The 22,859-nt window shown below is 48.9% G+C and carries 14 protein-coding genes; 1 reads left to right on the forward strand and 13 read right to left on the reverse strand.

The window, feature by feature from the left end:
• Positions 1 to 139 precede the first annotated feature (139 nt).
• The 9 genes from HQN88_RS03625 to HQN88_RS03660 all read right to left on the reverse strand — a co-directional run bounded on the left by HQN88_RS03625 (position 140) and on the right by HQN88_RS03660 (position 5,190).
• The gene (locus HQN88_RS03625) at positions 140 to 934 is read right to left on the reverse strand and encodes a Cof-type HAD-IIB family hydrolase (protein ID WP_173108888.1); all 795 of its coding nucleotides are present in this window, start codon (positions 932 to 934) and stop codon (positions 140 to 142) included.
• A gap of 180 nt (positions 935 to 1,114) precedes the next feature.
• Positions 1,115 to 1,270: a sporulation protein Cse60 gene (locus HQN88_RS03630; RefSeq protein ID WP_173108889.1), complete on the reverse strand. Its 156-nt coding sequence runs from the start codon at positions 1,268 to 1,270 to the stop codon at positions 1,115 to 1,117.
• Positions 1,271 to 1,621: 351 nt separating this feature from the next.
• Positions 1,622 to 1,756 (reverse strand): hypothetical protein, encoded by a 135-nt coding sequence (locus HQN88_RS37995; protein WP_274320435.1) that lies wholly within the window; start codon positions 1,754 to 1,756, stop codon positions 1,622 to 1,624.
• A gap of 312 nt (positions 1,757 to 2,068) precedes the next feature.
• On the reverse strand, positions 2,069 to 2,422 hold the full coding sequence (locus HQN88_RS03635; protein WP_173108890.1) for a hypothetical protein: 354 nt from the start codon (positions 2,420 to 2,422) through the stop codon (positions 2,069 to 2,071).
• A gap of 159 nt (positions 2,423 to 2,581) precedes the next feature.
• Positions 2,582 to 2,953: a hypothetical protein gene (locus HQN88_RS03640; RefSeq protein WP_173108891.1), complete on the reverse strand. Its 372-nt coding sequence runs from the start codon at positions 2,951 to 2,953 to the stop codon at positions 2,582 to 2,584.
• 129 nt (positions 2,954 to 3,082) lie between these two features.
• Positions 3,083 to 3,544, reverse strand: coding sequence for a glycine zipper domain-containing protein (locus HQN88_RS37495; RefSeq protein WP_246320038.1), 462 nt, complete (start codon positions 3,542 to 3,544; stop codon positions 3,083 to 3,085).
• 261 nt (positions 3,545 to 3,805) lie between these two features.
• The gene (locus HQN88_RS03650; RefSeq protein ID WP_173108892.1) at positions 3,806 to 4,117 is read right to left on the reverse strand and encodes a hypothetical protein; all 312 of its coding nucleotides are present in this window, start codon (positions 4,115 to 4,117) and stop codon (positions 3,806 to 3,808) included.
• Positions 4,118 to 4,346: 229 nt separating this feature from the next.
• Positions 4,347 to 4,688, reverse strand: a complete 342-nt coding sequence (locus tag HQN88_RS03655; protein WP_173108893.1) for a DoxX family protein — start codon at positions 4,686 to 4,688, stop codon at positions 4,347 to 4,349.
• Between the two features lie 76 nt (positions 4,689 to 4,764).
• Entirely contained in the window at positions 4,765 to 5,190 is a 426-nt protein-coding gene (locus HQN88_RS03660) for a MarR family winged helix-turn-helix transcriptional regulator (protein ID WP_173108894.1), read from the reverse strand.
• A gap of 300 nt (positions 5,191 to 5,490) precedes the next feature.
• On the opposite strand from HQN88_RS03660, the gene HQN88_RS03665 reads away from it, so the two are divergent.
• Positions 5,491 to 6,243: a CPBP family intramembrane glutamic endopeptidase gene (locus HQN88_RS03665; protein ID WP_173108895.1), complete on the forward strand. Its 753-nt coding sequence runs from the start codon at positions 5,491 to 5,493 to the stop codon at positions 6,241 to 6,243.
• Between the two features lie 81 nt (positions 6,244 to 6,324).
• On the opposite strand, the gene HQN88_RS03670 is transcribed toward HQN88_RS03665, so the two are convergent.
• Genes HQN88_RS03670 through HQN88_RS03685 form a run of 4 tightly spaced genes read right to left on the reverse strand, consistent with a single transcriptional unit; the run spans position 6,325 to position 22,826 of the window.
• Entirely contained in the window at positions 6,325 to 7,962 is a 1,638-nt protein-coding gene (locus tag HQN88_RS03670) for a PfaD family polyunsaturated fatty acid/polyketide biosynthesis protein (RefSeq protein ID WP_173108896.1), read from the reverse strand.
• Between the two features lie 25 nt (positions 7,963 to 7,987).
• The gene (locus HQN88_RS03675; RefSeq protein WP_173108897.1) at positions 7,988 to 16,684 is read right to left on the reverse strand and encodes a beta-ketoacyl synthase N-terminal-like domain-containing protein; all 8,697 of its coding nucleotides are present in this window, start codon (positions 16,682 to 16,684) and stop codon (positions 7,988 to 7,990) included.
• Positions 16,681 to 19,005, reverse strand: a complete 2,325-nt coding sequence (locus HQN88_RS03680; RefSeq protein ID WP_173108898.1) for an SDR family NAD(P)-dependent oxidoreductase — start codon at positions 19,003 to 19,005, stop codon at positions 16,681 to 16,683. The genes HQN88_RS03675 and HQN88_RS03680 overlap by 4 nt, the downstream gene beginning before the upstream one ends.
• Positions 19,002 to 22,826, reverse strand: coding sequence for a type I polyketide synthase (locus tag HQN88_RS03685; protein ID WP_173108899.1), 3,825 nt, complete (start codon positions 22,824 to 22,826; stop codon positions 19,002 to 19,004). Before HQN88_RS03685 ends, HQN88_RS03680 begins: the two co-directional genes overlap by 4 nt.
• Positions 22,827 to 22,859 lie beyond the last annotated feature (33 nt).

The following is a 22,859-nucleotide window of genomic DNA, read 5'->3' on the forward strand; positions in this document are numbered from 1 at the left end:
CTTTTTAACGACACAACCAAATATATCTTGCTTTCTTTCAATCAACATTGAAATCTAAAGGATGAAATCCTGCGAATAGACGAGCTTGCGTGAGGAAATTAAATCATACCGAGGGAGTTGAATCATTATCAGCAAGTGATTACACTACTAATCTCTCAAGAGCAACAGCAACACCATCGTTATCATTTGAATCGGTTACGTGGGCTGCACAATTTTTTAGTTCAATTATCGCGTTCTCCATTGCGATCGGAAATCCGCACATTTGGAATAGTCCTAAATCGTTAAAGTCATCCCCGAATACCATTACATTTTCTGACTTCACCCCGATATCATTAAGTACCCCTTGCACGGCTTCTTCCTTTGATGCTGATTTTTGCATGATTTGAACCAATACCCCTCCATCGGTTGCGATTACGTTCACATGATTACCGAATTGCTCGATAACATCCATCCATGTGCTGTAACCATGAACCAATATTTTGGTTGGGGATAGTGAACTAATAAAATCCCTATCAACAACCAGGGGTTTAGGATCATTTGAACGGATACCGAAATGACTAAGTTGCGAGTCAGGAATTGGTGTACATGTATAGCAAGAGTCATTGACCTCGTAATTAATTATCGATTGAGGTGCATGTAACTCGATGAATTTGTTAATCTGTTGGCTAATCTCATTTGGGATACTGATGTGCCGCTGAGTTTGCTTAGACTTGCATGTTATTAGAGCACCATTGTAATAAACGAAGTAGTCTACAAAAGGAAAATTCTTTACAAATTGATTAGCCGCTCTCGGCGGTCGCGCCGTGGCAACAATAATATGAATTCCTGAATCAAAACATCTTTTAACAATATCATAATTCCTAGGTGATATGGATTTGTCACTGCCGAGCAATGTTCCATCCAAGTCTAATACAATTGCCTGTATGTCCGACATCTGCCTCTCCTCACAAGTAATTTTTCCAATAATAACCTAATTCGAGGAGAGATGCTAGACTCATTATAAGGCACCAACACTTTTAGGAGAGTAGAGTTTATGACCAGCAATTGTAAGCAGATTCACATTCATTTCATCCCAATTAACGTCAATTTTCCTATCAGGTATATCTTAAAAAAGCTATGATTTATAAGTTACTAAGATATCAAAAGTGCCTTCTGCAGAGGAAAACTTAACATCAACAACTGAAGAATCTGGCAATGTCGCCAAGAATTTATTGGCATCATCTTGAACAAGCATTTTATTCGAGCTAGAAAACACCCTAACTTGAATCATATTAATCACCTCACTTTAATGGTCGTTTGTTCCATTATACTCCGCTTAAATCTTCGGGTAAATTATTCCATTCGAGTACACCATATCTTTTCTAGTCTCTTAGTTACCGAACGTAATTTTCACTCATTTGTTTAGCGGAAACAAGGTATAAAATGAGCAATACAATGAACAGATTCCCAATAAAATATACATTAGGATTGGGTTTCCCAGAAACAAAATAGTTGTTCCTTGTCCCCCGACAGCAACTGCTCGTTTTATTTCATATAGGGTGTCATATACCATAAAATTGATCTTTTCGTGATTTTATAATATAAAATTAGTTTATTTCAGCACTTCAATGCTAGCTTACTCCTAAAAGAAGCCTGCAGCTTTGCCGCAAGTTGATTTGACTTCGTTAAGTTTGGCAAACTCATCCCATACCATATGCCAGATCATGTTCGTGTTTCTTGGGTCGTAGTTTTGCCTCCAGCTTCCTTCAGAGTCCATCTCTTGGTGGACATCCTTGTTCTTGGCTAATGGTTGTAACTACAAACCCCCATAGTGGACTTTCACCGCAGTGTCATTTGCTACTTCCATAAGAATTTGTATCACATCATCGTCATCAAATTTGGATTAATCCATAAAGCATCATCAATTTCATCATCTCTTGAAGTATTGTTATAAATAACCGCTAACAATTTTTCTTTATCAGTCTTCATCGTCCAGCCATCACCCCTGACAAATCAACATAGCTACCAATTGACAACAGCCTGTGAGTGTTGTGCTATCGTTTTCCGTTAGTTCAAGGAAAAAGTGAATCTAATTCCATACCTCTATCCAATTACCACACTTGAACGTTGCATATTCAGCATGTAGATTTCTTTCTTCATCCGAAGGTCTAACGAGTAACTCATCTTTTCCTAAAAACACCACTTTTAATGACATTTCTCCCTCTGTGAGTACATTTTCAACTACTTGGTTTATTAATCCGCAGAGGGCATCGCGGTAGCCAATATTGTCATATTGGTACTCCATACCTCTCAATGTTACTTTTGGAAGAACATAAGCAGTTAAACATGCATCATCTGTTTCACAGTGAAATCCAAACTGCACGTAATCGCGAACAAATGTTACAGAGTACAACTCTGCTCCGATAACTTTGTCTTTAGTCACTCGTCACTCCTCCTTAACCCCATTATTTTTGTCTTATTAGTTAACTCCTCTCGACTATCCTACTCAATGACTTAATGAGAAAAAGAGCAGATGCCGGCTGCGTCGATCTGCTCTTTGGTGATTCAGCTAACGTGTCCCGTTAGCTGAATGCGGTATGTGTCATGGTTTTAGCGGAGAAACGTCATAACCGAGATTACTGAGTATTTCTAGTCCATTATTGAACTCTATCCTGTTAGCTCCATTCCAACCATTTTCCAAACCATACATAACAAATTGCTTAACTGTTCTTGGGTTATGCAAGTTGAAAATTTCAAATTTGCCCGACGCTATTTTCTTTAAGGGAACACCAACACAAAGAGGGCTTCCCATATGGTCTTCCCATGTACAAAAACGGAATGAACAGATGATGTTCTTCAATCCCTTTAAGGATATTGAAAGAGAGATTTCGCTTACACCTTGATGATACTTTTCGTTAATCACATATACGTACTCTTTCTCTCCAACATTTATTTCCCTTGTCTTCTTCTTCATAATCTCAGCCACCTATTTGGAAATTGGCAGTGTCGTTAAACTATGGTTTCCCGTTAGTGAAAAATTATGGATGACCGTGAAAAGACTTTACTATTGTGCAAATAACAACAGACAAGTCCAAATTAGATACTATATCGTTTTTCCCTTTTTTTTCGCATCTGCATCCTTACCAGCTCCGATTGCTAACCCCATGCACATTCCAATTGATATTCCTAAGCCAATATTGTCAAATACAGTTATTCCAAAAACAACACCTAAGCTCATCCCCAAGGACATGAAAATTCCAAGGTAGTATCCCTCTTGGATCAACTTATGTTTTATCTGAAGATGAGAAGTGATGTGATTGATTAATTGTTTATATTGCTTCAATTTAGTATCATCTATCCTGTCTATATTCTCTTTTATTAGTATGAAATAATTCATTAATTCTAGTAGTTGTTGCTGGCAATCCTTACAACTTGATGAAAAGGAACCTAACTTTTCAACCACCCGTTCACATTTATGTAAATCGAGCTTCTTTGAAATTGGTTTACTAACAGTACCCCTAAGCTCCCTTAAAAGAGTTTTAACGTGATCTGCTCGGTTTTCCAATAAATCTACCTCCTAATGGGAAAATGCCTATTGTAAGATCTAAACAAGTTACATACTCATCGCAATTTTCTACTACTACAGGAAGTTCTGTTTAAGGCTTTATCTATTTCTAAAATCTGCCCACTAATTGTTTCTCCGATAAAGAAACCTAGATTTCCGAAATTCGAAATTAATTTCTCTACGTATTGCTTATTCAGAATAATCACCCTCAATTTTGTTTGATCCATCCTTTGTCGAAATTGATGTAAAAACTTAATAGGCTTAGTATTTAGTAGCTTTATAATATACATCACCTTTCTTTATAGCAATCGCTTTCTGTTGATCTTCACTAACTATTCTATATAATTTACTCCCTACTTCTGCTGAATTTGCTTCGCCATTATTTTTTGGCAAAGGATGCACTCTTTTATTTGTCTTACCTATTTGCTCTCCAATATCTTTGGACGGTACGGTTTCAGCAGATTCAGAATAAATGACATCGCCCCACATAACTTGTGCAGGATAGGAACCTCTGGACTGATCACATGCAGTAAACAATGAAACGAAAATAAACATATAGATAATGGTTTTCAAAAGTGAACACCTCACTCTATTTTTTGCAGAAAACCACCCTAGGAAGTACCAAAGGATGGTTCAATAGTATACTATGGTTGATATAATTTTGCATCTTTCATTTTAGGTCATTGCTTTAACAAAACAGTGAGTAGCTGCCTGTCGCGGCGATCTATTCCTTATTTTGATCAATCTTTTCCCGAGGGAGCTTAATGAAGTTAACCGAATCATACGTTCGAAAGACTTCAATTTAGAGGTTTAAATGATAAAGGGTAATCGCAAATGACATTAGACATAATACGATTGCTGGGATCGCTTTTGTAAATGGATCACGCGCGATCACAACCAAAGTACAGGCTGCAGCCAGCATTGTCGCTCCTAGAAGTAATCCGGATAACAGAGCTACGATTGGATACCATATCCCTACTATCAAGCCAATTGAGCCTAAGATTTCTAAAATACCTGTTAAGATATTAAAGAAAGACGGAAGACCAAACCGACTAAATTCCTTGGCCATTTTACCTGAAATTATTCTCGTTCCTGTTATCATGAAGAATATGGCCAAAATAACTTGTAAAATAATAATAAACATAGCGGATTCACTCTCTTTCTGGTTATATATCCCCTAAATTTATATGCTATAGCATATAAATGGAGTGCCTAAGCAATTACTCATCTTTCACGCTTTCATACAGTTTGCTAAGCAGCTCATGTAAATGCTCAATCTCGTCGCTACTCAAATATTGGGTTATGTGATCGTGAGCTTCCGTTACAATCGGCAAAAGCTTGGTTTTGAGACTCATTCCTTTATCGCTAAGGAACAGATTGTGGGAACGTTTATCGGAATCATTCTGTATTCTTCTTACGATTGCTTTCTTTTCAAGTGAATAAATCATCCTCACAACCGTGGTTTGATCTCTATCAATGGCTTCAGCAAGCTCTTTCTGGCTCGTTGCTCTTTCTGTGTCGAGTACAAGGATGATCCCCCATTGCTCAGGAGTTACTTCATATTGCTTTAGTCTTTTTGTGAAGAAATTAGTCATTTTTAGATCTGTTCGGTGTACAAGAAAACCTGTGAGATTATTAATCTCCATGGCTAATACGCCTCCTTCTCTATTTGATTAATATATGCTATAGCATATAAAATACCTTAAATACGTTTGTTTGTCAAATGGGAACGATACACCAGCGGCATTACTGGGCTATTTCCTGCAACGGTTATTTCTTCAAAAGACATTCATCTATATGTAGATTGTTACTCTTCTACAAATTGTCTATTTCGTTTGTAAAGAACATAGAACTAATAAAATCCCAACTCGTTCTAATGACAAATTTCAACAAATCATTTAAAATTAGATCATCATTTGACTTAAATTAAGAAAGTGGGAATTGTTTTGGCACGTGTCATTCCTCCCCCCTCACTTCAACCCAACGGTAACGCATCTGCCGCTTTAAACGACGAAGCGCTGCGTGAATACCGACTACGTTCTGGCTTGGGCTCGATTTACATTCAAACGGTTATCGTCGTAACTGTGTATACTTTTTTACTGAAATTCATTAACTCCAGTTTTGTCCAGAACGCCAATCTCCCTTTCGACCCCGATTTTTGGTTCGCTAGATTCATGGAACTTCTCATGGTAAGCATGGCTGCCCGTTTTATTCGCAAAGGGGGCATGAGTCGTGAGGAATGCGGCATCACGCTAAACAATTGGAAAACCGCTCTCTTCGATGCAACCTGGATTTCAGCAATTGTAATTGGTGCTCTCTTCGCATTGAAATGGACTAGCATTACATACGGATTTGATTTTGTCGGCGACGGTCAATTACTTTCCCTGGGATATATAGATTGGTCGTTTTACTGCTACCCACTTTTTGCATTTTTCCAGGAGTTTATTGCACGGGGCGTAGTTCAGGGAACAGTTCAGAAGCTGCTGACCGGTCGGTACGCCAACTTCTACGCGATGTTAATTACATCTTCTGTATTCGGCGTGACACATGCTCACTCTCCTGCGTCAATCACGATGCTGGCGTTCCTGTCCGGCTTTTTATGGGGTCCCATGTATGCGAAACATAAGAACTTGCTTGGCGTTACGCTCTCTCATTTTTTGATCGGCAACTTTGCGCAGTTGATGGGATTTTTTGCATGATACTCCTATAAACAAAATGTATCTAATACAAACAAAAGGACTATGCTTCGGATTTTTTCCGAAACACAGTCCTTTTGTTTATCACGAATCGATGGCGAACCTTCTCGGAGCAAATTGAAACGAATCTAACGGTATGGCCGCACCGTACATACGCAGTTGTTGAGCTCGCCCTATTGCAGCGGCACCCTCCAACAGATTAAGGGCAATTTGAGCGACCGTGCGATTGCTTGGCGATTCAAGCCATGTATCTTTCACCCATGCATTGAAAGCTCCCATGGCCGGTCCACACCAAATCTGATAGTCCATTTCGCGTCCTGGCTCACCAATGATGGCCCAGCGACTCGCATTTCCTAAGTACCAGCGGAACACCAATGCCATCTTATGCTTCGGGTCGCGTTCGGCGCGTTCAATTTGGCTTGGCTCTCGGTCTCGGAAAAAGCTTACCGTATGGGCCCAAATATCTTCTAGCGGTGCGCGAAAGACCGTTTCTTCGATTTTACGACGAATGCCATCCGGAATATCTTCCAATGACGGATACTCCCGATAGATCTCGTAAAGTTGGTAGCCCCTCGCACTAAACAGTGTCCCGCGTTTCATTACCTGCACCTTAACGCCTTGTTCGAACATGTCCGCTGCCGGCGCCATCGTGACATCGCTAATAACGGCCTGCGCCAACATTTCTTTGCCTGCAACCGACAACCCAGATTCGATAGCCGATTGGTTGACAGAGCCGACCATAATGTACGAAGCACCTTGTGCGAATGCGGCGGCGGCGGCGGCCGGTGTGCCAATCCCCCCGGCAATGCCGCAGCGGATCGGCCTTGCATAAGCATATTTAGCTGTGCACCTCCGACGCTCCTCCAAGACAGCGGAGAAAAGCGGACCAAGCGGCCTGTTGTCCGTATGCCCTCCGGAATCGGATTCCACCGTGATATCCTCCGCGATCGGAAGCTCAGCCGCGCAGTTCGCCTCGTCGGGCGTAATTTTGCCTTGCTGCACCAACTGCTCCAAGAGCTTAAGCGATGGCGGCGACATGAACTGTGACGCCAGTTCAGGACGGGAAATTTTGGCGAACAGGAAATGCCTGCGTTGAACGGACCCGTCGGCAAGACGCCGCAGTCCTTTGGCCGCATAGGTGACAATAGCCGGGGTAATGCTCATAAAAGCTGAAGCAGAAATGCGTCGTACATTTTTAGCGATATACAAATCAACTAGCTTTTCTTCCATCTTCGGTTCGTTTGGCGTGTGAATGAGATTAACTCCCCATGGCTGATCGCCAATCGCGGCCTGTATCGTATCAATCGCTCGTTCCACCCGTGAAATAGGCAATCCAGCTGAGCCGAAGAAACCGAGCATCCTATTTCGTGCCATGGCAATGACCATTTGCTCCGTTGCAATCCCGTTGGCCATCTCACCAGCGATATAAGCAAATCGCACACAGTGAACTTCTTGGAACGACCTGTCGCCAAGCCATTCGGGATAGATCGGGGCAAGTACGGATAGAGCTGGATAGCTTACGGCAGGAGCAGCCGGCCGAACAGACGTAAAGCTGCCGCCGACCGCCGCACCAACCGCTCCGCTCGCTTCATCTCTTATGACGTACATCGGCTCCCGAAACTCATGAGCCACAGCCCCAAGCTGCATCGGACCGAAGGCCGGCTGACGGCCCCCCGGAAGCCAATACCCAATAACGGGCAACCCCGTCTGACTTTGCTGCATGTCCATCTTCCCTTCTTTGTTTGGTTCATTCTTGCTCCTTGCGGTACAACCAATTTCTAAAGTCTTGAAGCCAAGCGCCGGCAACAGTGGACACGTTCTCCACTTGCCGTTTCACGTCCCCAGATTCCTCGCCAAGTAACCAAACAGTCTCCTGTGAAGGCGAACTGTGGTTCAGGAGAACTTGCTGAAGAACAGCATAAGGTTCCTCTATACGGCCTGTATCGAGCCTGATCCGAACTTCAGAGGCGAATTCGCAGTCACCAGCAGGTTCTTGCTCATCTTGCACAGCCCCTCCGACTGCATTCAGCTTATCAAGAAGGAATTTCGTGCGATCCGCGTAAGAGAGACTCTTCAACTGCTCCGGAAGAATCGGCCGTCCCAAATGAAACGTTTGTTTCCCGTAACGATACGGAAATTCCGTCCGATGCTCTAATGGAATCAGCGGCAATCCTTGCGCGAAACGCACGGGCACGATCGGAAGATCGAGTTCCAAAGCCAGATCGAGAAATACCGAGCTGATTTTGCTCACGGGCTGACCCGCTTGCAGCGCACGAGTGCCTTCCAGATGCACCAGCATTGACAGGCCTTCGCCTAATATTTGACCCTTTAAGTCTTTCATTAACTCAAGCATCGACGACTGGTTAGACCTGTCGAAATAAAACATACGGATAAAAGCGGGCAATCCAGGATACTCTCCGACTTTTGATAGGAGACGTCCGATCCACGTTTCGCTATGCTCCGCTTTCGCAATGGCGCTCATCGGACGCTTCGTTAGGGCTGCGGTCATATAAATAAACAGCAACGACTCGATAGCGGTCTGATGATTGGCCAAATAGAGCGCCGGCCGATCCAGCTTCAGCATAGCCTGGAACGCCTCTGGATCATCGAGCTGGTAATCCCCCACAAATTGCTGTCCCAATCCTTGAAAAAGATCACCTATGAGCCATTGTCCCTGTCCAAGCGTCTCCTGCCAATACGATTTCACTGCATCAACGGTGAATTCCGGCATCTCAGATTCCAATTGGCTGACCGCGAATCCTTTTTCGTGCTTCTCAACGCGTATGGTCATCCGTCGGAATGGGGTTGCCGATGGGTAAGCAACTGCCTCACTGTCATTAACTTCCTCTACGGTGATCTCAGCTGGATGGTAGTGAAACGAACGGGCTGCTAGCTCTTTGATGAGAAGTAGCTTAACTTTGCCTTGGTCGGTCAGAGTGTCCGGCAGCCTATATACCTTTTCCAAAGTGCCGGGAAGCCAGTTTTGCTGTTTAAACATATCGACTGTGAGAACAAGCAAGATCCCTTCACCATCACCGTTTCGCTTCTTCTCCTCCGAAAGCTGAGCCTCTTCAACAAATCCCTGCCCCAGCAAAAACTGCTTGCGATCCGCCGGATTCAAACGGCCGAGTTTCCCTTTGGGAAAGCAAATTTCCGTGAGCATCAGCTCCATAATCGGTCTTCCGTCTTGCTCCACTCGAATCACAAATTGAGGAAAGCGAGGATTTTCGTCCCTGAAACCGGCGAAGCGTACTTCAGCATTGACGCTACCCTCACTCGGAACTGTCGCGAAAAAGCACGCTTCAGTCAACTGATACGGATAGGCAATCGTGTCCGGCAACGCATCTTGCGACCACAAGCTGAGTGTCTCGTGGGGAATTGCATGCGTCAACGCGTCGAGCAGAACAGGATTAAGTACACCTAAAGGGACTACGCCAGGGCTCGAGGCAATGCGGACCGACGACCCGTTATCCCCGTAAGTCAGTTCACGCACCGCTTGCAGGCTTGGGCCGTGGAATAGCAGATTTTGCTGATACGGATCCCCTACCTCTCTTGGCTGCGCCAGTTCGTCAATGGACCTCTTCCAATTCCCTGCTTCATATTGCTGTCCTAGCCGTACCTCTGCTGTCATGAGCGGTTCATAACGGGAAAGTGCAGCTTTGCTCGCCTCTCGCCAAACCGAGATGACTGCGTGGTATACCGAAGGGTGAACTAGCTCAAGTTCAACGATTAGCTTCTGTTTCGTCTCGCATACGAGCCAACGATGCACCTGTACCTCGCTCATGCCGATAATGACTTGATCTGGATACGTTTCCTTCACACGGCAAGCGATCAGATCAGCCATAAACATAAAGGGATACGCTGCAACCGAGTGCGTTGGACAGTGATCGACAAGCCAGGTTTCCTGCTCCGGATCTATCCAGACAGCTTGATCGGCGGCACGATCGGTAAGACGCATACCAACTCGGGATGCTTCATAAATTTTCATGCCGTCAACCCACAGCGAGGCTTCCGCCAATACGAGTATACTATCCTTTTCACGTACAGTTTCCTTCACTTGAAGCAGCACGTTTACGGTATTATTTTTGGGAAGGACCTGACCACGATATTTCCACTCCAACTCTACGCCCGTCGCCATCGGCTCGAAAGCCGGATCGCGCATGCCTTGGTCCAATCGCTCTGCGAGCATGTACCATTGCAAGGTTTGAAGCATCGCTTCGATGCCAAGAGATCCAGGCTGAACCGGGTCTTCATAGAAATGGGCTTTGAAGAACCAGGCCGATTCCAGAACCGTTTTCTCCGCAATCACGCATCCTGCCCCGTGCCGTCCGCCAACCGGTATGTAGCCAGTGATGCGGTCGATCATCAGCAAGGGAGCTTCTGGAAACAATCCGCGGAGCGTCTCGCGGTTCACTTCAACGTCCATCAAATCGTAATCTGAATTATGAAAGACTAACATCTCTCGCTCTGACTCCGACGATGGAAGTCCAGCTTGGCTGGCCAAATCTGCATGAGGGAAATGACCAAACACCGTATGCATATCAAAAATCGGACGGCCATCCTGCGTACAAGTAACCTCGAAAGCTTCAATGTACGTGTTGCCCATGCGCGATACGGATAACAGTTTCACACGCGTCCGCAGTGGTTGTCCACCTGACACAAGTGCTTGGTGCATGGTTCCTTTGCCATCCAAGTTGCGGAAGGATAAGTCCTTCTCACAGGTGAGCGGAATGCCGATAAGCGCAGTCAACCAACCGCAAGGTTGTAGTGCCGCTTCCATCAGCACACTAACCGGCATCGTCGACGATGGATTAGCGGAAAAATACCATTCGTCTTGCAGAGGGATGTCATACTCCGCTTCAATGACAACGTCCTTATACCGATCCAGGTCCCCCTCAATATGGTGAATCCGGCTCATGAAATGATACGGTGGGCCAGGCAAACGCGGTAAGCTGCGGAGGCCGTCGAACTCGATATATTTCGGACCGAAGGCTTCGGACGGCTTGCCCCAAGCACAGGCTAGCAGTGACGCATAATCAAATGTAAATCCGTTATAGACATAGCCCCCTGGCTTTCGTTTCACTTCCTCCAGAAGCTGGTAACGCTCATCCAGCGGGTAGTCCGGAAGCAGCTTGAGACCAAGTCGGCGGCAATGGAAAGCTTTTAGCCCGTCAACAGTAAGCAGTACATCGGCATATAGTGTCGGAATGGGGCCATCCCAAACTTCTTCGACAAACACCTCGTAGATCAAATGACGGGACTCCGGCGTGATTTGCCCACGGCACACCATTTTGAACAGATCACCAGTTGAAGGTTCGAATCTCCAACCGTCTTTGTTCAGCGTATAGCCGAGCGCGCTCAAATAAAACGACATCGCCTGAATGCAGCCCTCGAGCATAAGCGTACCAGGCATCGCCGGGTCACCCTTGAAATGGCATGGGAAAAACCATTCGTTCCCCTGCAAAGTCGTTTCCGCCGCTAAGTAACCTCGTTCCCATGGTCCGCCATGGCTGTCGAACTCCGTTACTCGCTGTAGAAGCAACATCTGTCCGTCTTGGATGCGAGGCGACCGCACATGGGTATCCGCGAAGCGGAATGCGGGTCCGAAGCAGTCTGAAAGCCGCCCTTCTGAGAAGGCGATTAACTGATCTTGGGAAAATTGCTTCTGTTCGCACAATACGGATGGCGCATCGACACGCGCTTGAGACGCGTCCAGACACTCTCCCGTTTCCGCATTCCATAAGACACCCTTCGAGGTTTGAAGCTCTTGCCAGCTAAAAAATCCCGCTTGTCCTCCGCGCATCGACATCCGGCAGACATCCTCCACATAAAGGTCGTAGTGGAAAAAGAAAATCCGCGTGTCGCCAAGCTGCGCATGCCCATCAATATGAATCTCGTAACGCAACGTCTCTCCAGGCTGAGGAAGCGGACCGAAAAAGGTCAGCTCGCAGCCAAGCAGTCGGTACATACGCTGTCCCTGATTGTGGAAATCGATGCCCTGCCATGACACAAGCAGCAAATCCGCCTGACCGGATTCAACTAGAATACCGAATGGCATACGGCCCTGATGTAGGTACCAGGCCTCCTGTTGAACGTCGGTTTCCGTCCAAATCGTGCCTTTGCCGAGCACACCTGGCTCCCCTTCGATGCCAGTTACCCGGTCGGCCAGCAGCAATGGAGGCTCTGGCATGCGCACCTGAATTTCGTAGCCGTCCTGTTTAACGAACAACGGACCAAACACATCAGAGATACGGCCAGACGCTAGTACCTTGAGCTGCCCACGGTCAAAGGCCGGTAGTGGCCGGCTCTCTTGCAACTGTCCCTCACGCGAAGGCGTTTCGGCGGGTTCTGCATCTGCTGGCGCTGCGGCTGCCGCCGTTTCCAGTATGGCCTGCTGCCATACCGATACGGCTGAAACCTCTTCGTTTGTCGTCCTAACCGGATGGAATGGCATATGGACCTCGGAAGCACGGACTCTCTGCCTTCCACCGCTGGCTGCATGCAAGTACGATTGATAAACCTGACTCATCTGCATGACATAGCTTTGATGAGCACGGCTTACCTCTTGATGAAGCTGCAAAATGTCATGCAGCAGCGGGCCTTTGTAGCCTGCCCCTTCAGTAGAAGATTTGCCCGCAGCAGCCAAAACGGCTGCGGGCTGCTGCTGTTGACCGTGCAGCGAAGTCATCGACGCACGAACCTCATCTGCTTCCTGTGCATATAGGTCGAGCACACGAGGCAGAGATGGTGCCGGCGGGAGCGGATATGCCCGAGCCGGAGGTTCAGGTAGTACAATCGCCTCCGCATGTAGGGGAACTGTCATTAAAGATTTCATCGGGTACTCCTTCCCGTCGTATTCCCTATACAAACTGCTGTCAACCGCAATCCCTGCTGCGGCCAGTTGAGCGAGCACGTGAGCCCACTGCTCTAGGAAGTTTTTCCCTGCATGATCGAACGCAATTGCGACATGTTCTCGCTCACCGAGAATTTCCTTGATCCAGCCGGAACAGACGTTGCGGGGACCGTGCTCTATGAACACGCGCACACCGTCCTCATAAGCTTTGAGAATTAGCTTACGAAAGTCGATTGGCTGGGTGGCCATACGTGTCAACGCATCGGCACTTGCATCCATTTCCGGGCGATAGTGATCATATGTTGAACAACTGTAAAATCGAATGTCTTCAACCTGTGTCGTCGGCCTGCGATGTATCTTCCGCCATGTCTCGGCAAACGGCTGGCACATAGCAGTATGAATAACCATGTCATATTCTAAAGGGAGTGCCACCGGCTTTCCAAGCTTCTCGATTAGCCTTTTACAGGCATCAGGATGACCACCGATAACGCAATCCCCGTCCGTATGAATGGTTGTCACTTCAACCTCGGGGTCTTCCGCCGTTGCCCGTTGCACCAGCGTTACCGGATGCAGCAAGCGCCAGTTCACCCAGCAGGCATTCTCCGCTCCCCATTGATCAGCTAACACAGCATTCTCGCCAGCCAGCCAGCGGGTATACACTTCTTCAGCCTCCAGGTCGGCGAACAGCCCTTCAGCTGAATCCCACGCTCCCCAGCAGGACAACGCGTTTGTTTCTCCTGAGGATAAACCGATGACAGCTGCGGGCTTCAGACCCAGCACATCTCGGCTGACAGCCGTGTGAAAATGGCATAGAAAGCTTGCGGCGCAAAGCTTTTCAAATGGGGTTACGCGACCTATCCGCTGGGCGTCCAGCACTCGCTTAACATGCTTCATGGCGGTTCCGAATCGTTCGACGGTCCGATCATAAGAGTTCGGAAATGCTGGGAACCATTCGGCCCCCATACCCATGTAAGCCGCAGCCGCCCCCGTGTACACGATAGCCAGTTCACCTTGAATCGATCGAGAGCTAAAGCTGATACCCGAAGCTTTCAAAGAATCTGGTTCACACCCAGACTCGAAGAGTTGGAGCGCTTGTCTCATGCGCAGCTTCAGTTGTAGTCGGTTAGAACCAGCGATAGCAACCCGGATCCCCCCATCACCGCCACTTTGGTGGCTTCGGAGTCGTTGAATCAACGCTTCTTTATCCGGCGCCATACACGTAAACAGGTGAAAAGGTGACTCAGAAGAGTAAGGCTCGACTCTAAGGGAAGATAGCTGACCACCGATAGCTTCGACGCGCACATCTATACCGGACGGATCAAGCTGCTGTCGAATGTTATCCAGGCGGACCCCGCAGGCGCAGGACAAGGCAGCTCCCATCACTTCGACTAGCCCCGAAGCCGCATGGGCATACCCGATCGGCAACCCTGACCATGGGGAGCGCGAATCGGACACTGTAGGAGTGTCCACTTTCACATCATTTATCGAGGCTTCCACCTCACCTGAAAGCACGGCCAAAATGTCATCACCTTGTGCTTCTGCATCCGACAGTCTTTTGAGTACTAGTGCTACCGCAGCGTCACCGCTAGCGTTTGCCACAGCTTCGCCCAACAAGGCCTTTAGCGCCGCCTGCTGGACGGGCTCCGCACTCGCATCTACCGCTCCGACAACAGCGGCATCTAATTCACCTGTCCTAAGCGCCGTCATTGCGATTTCCAATGCCCGTATGCCGGACAGTTGCTCGGATGACACGGTAAATCCAGGTCCAGACGATTGATACTGTTTATTCAACCGGTTCGCGGGAATATTCGGCAGGAGACCAAGGACGGTCGCACCATCCAGCTTACTCGCAAAGGCATTTTTCAGGAGATCTATCCATTCGTCATTCAGCTCTTCGCCTTCTTGCTCCGCCCAAAGCCTAGCCCAGTCTTGAACGCGAATGCGGGCAATATGACGAGCGATATCGCTGTCACATTGCATGCCAACAAAGTAGCCGGTGTTATCCGGAGGAATCTGCCCGACACCACAAAGCGCTTCATGCACGGCTCCTAGCATCATCAATTGCTGGGGAAGCGCTTTACGGAGGTCGTTCGGAGGAAAGGCAAACCGTTCGCCCCAAACCGCAATCGGGTGCGCTGATACTGTTTTTCCATGAAGCAACTGCTCAAGGAGATCCTCCACATGATTACACTGATTCGTTATAACTCCGATCCCTACTACAGCAATAGGCGTAACCAAAGCGCTTGCCTTTATGTCAATTTGCGGCGTTGTTGCCGTCTTGCTTTTTGAACCCGTATGTTTCAACATTTCTGGGCCTGTATATTCTTCAAGAATCAGATGAGCGTTGTTGCCGCCAAAGCCGAAGCTGTTCACCGCAGCGATTTTGGCTCCATTTGTCCTCCATGTCTCATTCTTGTTCACAATACGAAAGGAACGCTCTGCCTGAGCGTCAGGAAGAGCGTCGTCAAGGTGCAAGGTAGCGGGTATGATGCTGTGTTCCATTCCTTTAATGACCTTTATAATAGAAGCGATTCCGGAGGCTGTCATCAGGTGACCCACATTCGATTTCAACGATCCGATCGCAGGTTTGCTGGCAGTTTCGGCAAAAAGATCCTTCATACTGCCAATTTCAATCGCATCCCCGACTGGTGTGCCGGTGGCATGGCATTCGACGTATGAGACCTGAGCAGGCTCGATGCCTGCCGACTGATACGCCTTGCGCATAGCTAACTGCTGGCCGTATGCCGAAGGCGCCATCAAGCTACCGCTACCGCCGTCGTTAGACAAGCCGATGCCGCGAATGACGGCGAGAATCCGATCTCCCGAAGCTTCTGCATCGCTAAGTCGTTTTAATGCAACGAAACCGGCTCCTTCCGCCGGTACTAGTCCGTCCGCCTGTGGATGAAAGGGACGACTTTGACCGCTGAGCGATAGCGCCTTCAGTGCCCGGAAGCCGATATGTAAAAACAGCGGGTCCGTACCGTTGACGGCGCCCGCAAGCATCAAATCGGCTTTCCCAAGCTGCAAACGATCACAAGCCAGCTTGATCGCATACAGCGATGATGCGCAAGCGGCATCCAGGCAGAAGGCAGACCCCGTTAGCCCTAACTGCTCAGCTACATAATGCGCTGGATACCCGGACATCAATCGGTCCATCGGCTCCGTCAGGCATTTCTGGGGCGATTGACCAAGCCATGAAGCCTCATTCGTCCAAACGGACTCGGCATAACGGGCGAACGAACGAGTTGGTAGCGACAAATTGCCCATGATGAGCCCTTGTCTGTCCGAATGAATCCCCGTCCGTTGAACACCTGTCAATGCTTGCTGTGCGGAGGCAAGCGACCACTGCAGCTGCGGTTCTGTTCGCGGGCCGCATGCCGGAAAGTGGCGGATGTACCCGCCCTTTACCGGCCACTTCGCGCCCGTCTCGTCTGCCACAGCATAGGGCATTGCGACGCGAAACGTCTCCGCATCCGCGTCGGACAACAAGTTCCGATTCTCCTTCAAGCCTTCCCAGAATTGATCTGGGTTAAAGGCATCAGGAAATACGCAGCCCATTCCTACTATGGCTATCGGTTCAAAGGATTTCATACGTTCCGCCTTTCATCAATGAAATACATCTCAATCTCTTCCATAAGCACGACGCATTCGCCCAAGCTGTCCATAAACGTGGCATCCGCCACCAGCTTGCTCTCACTTTGCCGCCTCACTCGAATTCGGCAGCTCAGCTCCTGCCCGTTTGCGTGACCAGTGGCGCGCCAAGATGAACGTCCGATCCTCATTGGCAGAGATGGGCGTGCATAGTGCTGATACCCCCATAACCGAACAAGCTGCAAGCCCCCGTCCAGCATCATCGGCGCTGTCGACGAGTGGGCATCTGCAAGATTAACGCGCAACGTAGCGGTCGCTTGTTCCCCGTCACATGCATCCAGTTTTTGAATCTCCTGAAAAGCCGGACCATGAAACAAGTACTCACCGTAAATCATTTCCGAACGCAACGACCACTCTTCCGAGGGTTGTTCCAACGCACCAGCAGACAAAGGACGCACTTCATAGCGGCTAAGCAGCACCGATTCACCCGAGTAATGCAAGGTCCCCTGTTCATCCACTACTGTCAGTTTCAGCCGGATGGACCGGTCTTCTGCGTTATACGTCTCCGTCCCTGAAAATGAAAGCATGACCGACGGGCATCCCACTGGATCTAAACGAACGCCTTTTAAGACACGCAGATCGGTGATGCTTGAGACAACTAAATCGGGGTATAAGCTTTGCGAAAGGCGGTGCATCCACTCTTGGACCCATACGATTGGAATTACCGCCGCTTCGCCAATGACATGATCCTGAAGAAACGGATACACCACTGTGTCCACCAGCAAATTCATACGAAATGTTCGCTGCTGATTGGAAATAAATGACGGCGTTTCAGCGGAAATACCGCCGATGACAATCTCCACGTCGTCTGGATTGACCGTATAGGCTTCATTGGCAAATAGCTGGGAACCCGCATCTTTGGGAATCAACGCAATGCCTTGCGACTGAAAATGCTTACGCAGCGACTCTGTGACCATGCCGCCATCCCACGGCCCCCAGTTCAGCGATTTGACAATGGCCCGTCCATGTCGTTTTTTCAATTGACGGGCAACACGGTTCAAAATTTCATTTGCCATGGCATAGTCACTCTGGCCTACATTGCCTTCTCTAGCAGCAACTGAAGAAAACATCACAATCAGCTTCAAATTATCACCTTGCGTAACTTCTAGCAGTGTCTGCAAACCTTGAACCTTGGTGGCAAACACCTGATCGAATTGCTCAGGCTTCTTATCTTTCAAACGCTTATCGGCAAGTATGCCAGCCCCATGTACGATTCCTTGAATCCCGCCCCACGCCAATCGAACTGGGGCAAGCGCATCCTGCAGCGCCGCCTTGTCCGTAATATCGACAGGCACATACTGTACGAGGGAACCTGTATGCTCAAGTCGTCTTATGGTTTCGCGCACTTCCTGTGCCGAGCGCAGTTGCTGTATGAGTTTCTTGAGCGCAATCGGCGTCAATGATTCACCGCGCTCACGAGCGCGTTCAAACAGAAGCTTCGACAGTTCTTGCTCCGATTCTGTGCCGCTGATACCCTCTACCGGATCTTCGAGCGCAGTACGGCCGAGTAGGATAAACCGCAACGGAACTTGCTCGGCGAGAGCAATCAGCGAATCCGATGTAACTCCGCGAGCTCCTCCAGACACCAGCACGACATCGTGAGGCAGGAGAGTGCTCCCTTCGGAAGGTTGCTGCGGAGACAGCTCCATGCCCAACGCCATGCGCACGCCATCGGCGCCATAGCCGATTTCTTTTTCAAGACCGCCTGCGAACAGTTCATTGATTATACAATCGACCAACGATTCTACGGATGCAGTCGGGTCGACATCCACCGCCTTGACCAAAGCGAGCGGCCACTCCTTCGAGGCCGTCTTGGCCAGTGCAGATAAACCAGCGGACCATACGCGTTCTCCTTGGTTACCCGACAAGCCAAAATCCCCACCTAGCCCTTGCACGATAAGGAAAAAACCGCCATCTCGCTCCATCACAGGCGCAACCTGCTTCGCAGCTAGGAACGCGTCTCGGTTCAGTGCCAATGAAGTCTCCCGGTCGTCCTGCGAATAGGCAATTCCGAGAAAGATTACTTGCCGTGCCCCTTCAGGGAAAGATGAGGTTACTACTGCTTCCACTCCATTTGCTTTCAGCTTACCGGCAAGGGTGACCGTCAGCGAGGTTCCGTCGTCCCAGATGTACACGGGATGCTCTCGCAAACCTGCGATTTCAAAGCCAGGCAGCGGTGCAGGAACAGTTACGACATGAAATCGCTGAAGTACATTTAATGGTGGTAAGGAGTGAGCTGAATCAACTACGGATGCGGTCAAATTCCGTTTTTTTTTCCATGTCCGTCCAAGTAACCGATAATTTCACGCAGCGTATGCAAACTCGCCATATCCGAAGGATCGAAACTCGGGCAGTCAACCAATTGCTCTTGTACGGCCGACAATATCTCGACCCGTTTGATTGAATCAATGCCGAGACCAGACTCTAAGTCCGCATCCAAATCGAGCATTTCGACTGGATAGCCGGTTTTATCGGCCACCACTTTCAACATGATCGCTTCGACATCCTGAGTGCTGCTCGATACCGAAACCGAGACAGCAGACGATGGCACAGACGCAACAGCAACGGGTTGCGTGGTCAACGGAGGTGCTTCAACCATTCTCTGAACTGGTGCTGGAGAAGGCGATGGAGCGGTCATTTGAGCCGGTGCTGCTGGTATAGCCCGTACGGCTTCAACGGGTACTGCTGGTGCAGGCGGCATCACAAATGGAGCAGGTGTCTGCGGAACAACTGGTGTCTGCACCGGCAAGTGATACATAGGCATAGCTAGGTCAGCGGCAATATAAGGTGCTGCGCCAAACATCGGATTTAGATCCGGAATCGCCAAGCTCGCCGGCTCCGGACGTTCGCTCCAGCCTTGCCCTGTTAAGGCGGCCAGCATCATTTCCGAGGAACGCAAATAGGCATGATGGCTGTCGCTCAACGCTTTTTGAAAGGAAAGATGCGCCTCTGTCATTTGCCGTTGAAAATAAACGAGGTACGATGCGGGTAACGCCGAGGCCATTGGCACGGCCATATGTTGCGTCTGATTCACATTATTTAGGGCTGTCTGTTTCGGTTGCTGCTCATCAAATTGCTGGGATTTCATATCATTTACCTGCCTATCTATGCTTGGTTTTAATGAGCTCTCGGCAACTTGCACCGGAAGTGGCTGTGAGGGGACTGAAACGGGTTCATCCTTTGGTGGGTATGGCTTGCCGTAATTGGCCCCGTTTAGCTTAACTGTATATGCTGGGACTTTCTCGTCCCTCGGATCTTTCGGCTCCTTGTAACCGTTCCACAGGGCGGAGAACGTAAGCGGGATTCCATGAACCGCCAACTGCGCCAGCATGTGCCATAGCGACACGATACCGTTTCGGTTTTTGTGATCCATCGCGACCGCTTGCACGTCTGGACGATCTTTCAAGATTTGCTTAACTAATCCAGTCAGCGTTTTGCCTGGACCTACTTCGATGAACAGTTTCACATCTTGTTCCGCCATGCGGGAGATTTGCTCAGCGAAACGCACGGGTTTGGCGATTTGGCTGGCAAGTACATTTTTCATTTCCTGTGAATCTTCAGGATACCGATCGGCTGTCGAGTTTGCATAAACCGGTATCTGGCCCCCTGCCTGGAACGTTATTTCCTCGAGGAATGTCCGAAACGGCTCGATGGACGGTGCTACTAGCGCTGAATGAAACGCGGAGCCAACCTGCAAACGTGAAAAACGAACGCCCCGGGCTTTCAATGCCGACTCTAGTAAAGCCAATTCGCTCTCAACTCCGGAGACGACAACCTGCTCGGGACTGTTGTAATTGGCGATATTCGCTTCTTTCACGCCTGCTTCTGCCATAATTGCCTGTACACGTCCTGGCTCGGCAAACACAGCCGTCATCGCTCCGGGGATGGCTGCTGCCTTATGCATCAGCTCTCCGCGCTTACTTGCAGCAAGCAGCAGATCCGTCGGACTGATCACGTCGGAAAAGGCAAGAGCAGTAAGCTCGCCGAAGCTATGCCCGGCAACAGCGTCCGGTTTCACCCCAAGCTGGCGCATCAATGCAGCCATGGATAAACTCACCAAGCCGATCGCCGGCTGTGCGGCTCTTGTATCGGTTAACGCCTCAACCTGCTGAGCCACGGCGCGTTCATCAAATGCCGGCTTTGGAAAGACGAGCTCGTGAAGGCCGAGCGCTGCCGCCTCATCCCAAACTTCTCGTACACTGTCAAACGTAATTGCAAGATCCTTCCCCATGCCGATATATTGGCTGCCCTGACCCGGAAATAGAAAGGCAATGCGGCCCGATGCCGCAGTATCCTTATGCCCAAAGCCAATGTAAACGCCAGCTGCCACATCCTGATACGGTTCCGCAGGCATATGGCTTAAGCGTTCTCCTGCCTTCAAAAGCTTTTCACGCAGTTCCACCAAGTCACCGGCCACAATTCCGGCCCGAGCCTCTTGCGCAGCATCATAGTTCATTTGGCTGTCTTTGGCCAGAAATCGAAACAGTTCCTCTTGGCTAGTTTCAGGAACCTCAGCAAGCGAAGTCCCAAGGAGATTCAATCTTTCGCCGAGCAAAGCCCCATCCCTAGCCGTGTAAACGAAAAGCTCCGCAGGCAGCGTCCTGAATTTCGGCGCCTGCCGTCCAGGGTTCGTATATTCCTCTAACGTCACGTGAAAGTTACTACCGCCGAAACCGAATGAACTGACAGAAGCTCGTCTTGGATGGTCGCTGGAACGGATCCACGGCCTCGCTTCCGTATTCAAATAGAACGGACTGTTCTCGATATCCAAATTCGGATTGGGACGCTCCACCTTTATCGTGGCTGGTAGTACACGGTGCTGCAGCGCAGCTACGGCCTTGAACAATGCAGCTGATCCCGCAGCGGCCTTCGTATGGCCGATCTGCGATTTCACGGAGCCAAGCGCGCACCAAGTCTTTTTGTGTTCCGTCTCGAAAACCGATCTCAAACCAGCAAACTCCGCAGCGTCTCCGGCCTTGGTTCCCGTACCGTGAGCTTCCACCAGTTCAACCGTTTCTGGTTCATAACCGGCTTCTTCATAAGCGCGACTTAACGCGATCGCCTGTCCTTCCGAGCGAGGAGCGTAAATGCTTTTCGACTTGCCATCCGAAGAGGTTCCGATACCTTTAATAACCGCGTAGATGGCATCTCCATCTGCTTCTGCATCCTTCAGACGTTTCAGCGCCACCATGCCTAGGCCTTCGCCAAGAATAGTTCCGTCCGCCTGATCCGAGAACGGGCGGCAGTCGCCTGTCGGTGACAACGCTGGTGTCTTGCTGAAGCTCATGAACATGAAGATGTCGTTCAGCGTATCCACTCCACCGGTAATTACGAGATCAGATTTACCGGCTTGGAGTTCCATGACCGCCAAAGACAAAGCGGACAGAGAGCTGGCGCATGCGGCGTCTAGCACCGTATTCGTGCCTTTTAGATCGAAGTGACTCGCAATGCGTCCCGCCACCACGTTACCGAGTAGGCCAGGGAAAGAGCTTTCCTGCCATGGCACATATAGATTCGCGATACGATCGCAAATTTGATTGACCTCTTCCTCCCCAAATCCGCTGTCCCGAAGCGCCTTGGCCCAATAAGGACGCTGAATTCGGCTTCCTAAGTGCACGACAAGCTCGGTTGCTGACGCTACGCCTAGAATGACGCTCGTCCTATCCCTGTTGATTCTGCTGAATTGTGATTGACATGCATCTTCCAGTACTTTTTTCGCTACAATCAAAGCCAGCAACTGGCTTGTATCCGTTGCCTTCAAATTATGAGGCGGCATGGCAAACTCCACCGGATTAAACGTGACGTCCGAAATAAACCCACCGCGTTTGCAGTACGTTTTGTCCGGTGCAGTCGGATCCGGGTCATAGTAATCGTCAATCAGCCAATGCGAACGCGGCACATCCGTAATGGAGTCCCGGCCTTCCAGTATATTTCTCCAAAATGAGGTATTGTCTGCTGCTCCTGGAAACAAAGCGCTTACCCCAACTACCGCAATATCAAATTGCTCCCGCAAGTGTTTGCCGTCCTTTATATCATATTTTTTTGAACTTTCAATATATTTAAATACAATATTCGACAACATTCTACGATTTCCTTTAAAAGGAAGTTGCGCAAA

The organism is Paenibacillus qinlingensis, assembly GCF_013204845.1.
Taxonomy (GTDB): Bacteria; Bacillota; Bacilli; order Paenibacillales; family NBRC-103111; genus Paenibacillus_E; species Paenibacillus_E qinlingensis.

Bases quoted from the DNA above. Each gene is read 5' to 3' on its own strand.
- HQN88_RS03640 (WP_173108891.1), bottom strand. From the start codon at position 2,953: ATGAAGAAGAAGACAAGGGAAATAAATGTTGGAGAGAAAGAGTACGTA.
- HQN88_RS03655 (WP_173108893.1), bottom strand. From the start codon at position 4,688: ATGTTTATTATTATTTTACAAGTTATTTTGGCCATATTCTTCATGATA.
- HQN88_RS03675 (WP_173108897.1), bottom strand. From the start codon at position 16,684: ATGAAATCCTTTGAACCGATAGCCATAGTAGGAATGGGCTGCGTATTT.
- HQN88_RS03630 (WP_173108889.1), bottom strand. From the start codon at position 1,270: ATGATTCAAGTTAGGGTGTTTTCTAGCTCGAATAAAATGCTTGTTCAA.
- HQN88_RS03670 (WP_173108896.1), bottom strand. From the start codon at position 7,962: ATGCAGCAAAGTCAGACGGGGTTGCCCGTTATTGGGTATTGGCTTCCG.
- HQN88_RS37995 (WP_274320435.1), bottom strand. From the start codon at position 1,756: ATGGACTCTGAAGGAAGCTGGAGGCAAAACTACGACCCAAGAAACACG.
- HQN88_RS03625 (WP_173108888.1), bottom strand. From the start codon at position 934: ATGTCGGACATACAGGCAATTGTATTAGACTTGGATGGAACATTGCTC.
- HQN88_RS03660 (WP_173108894.1), bottom strand. From the start codon at position 5,190: ATGGAGATTAATAATCTCACAGGTTTTCTTGTACACCGAACAGATCTA.
- HQN88_RS03685 (WP_173108899.1), bottom strand. From the start codon at position 22,826: ATGTTGTCGAATATTGTATTTAAATATATTGAAAGTTCAAAAAAATAT.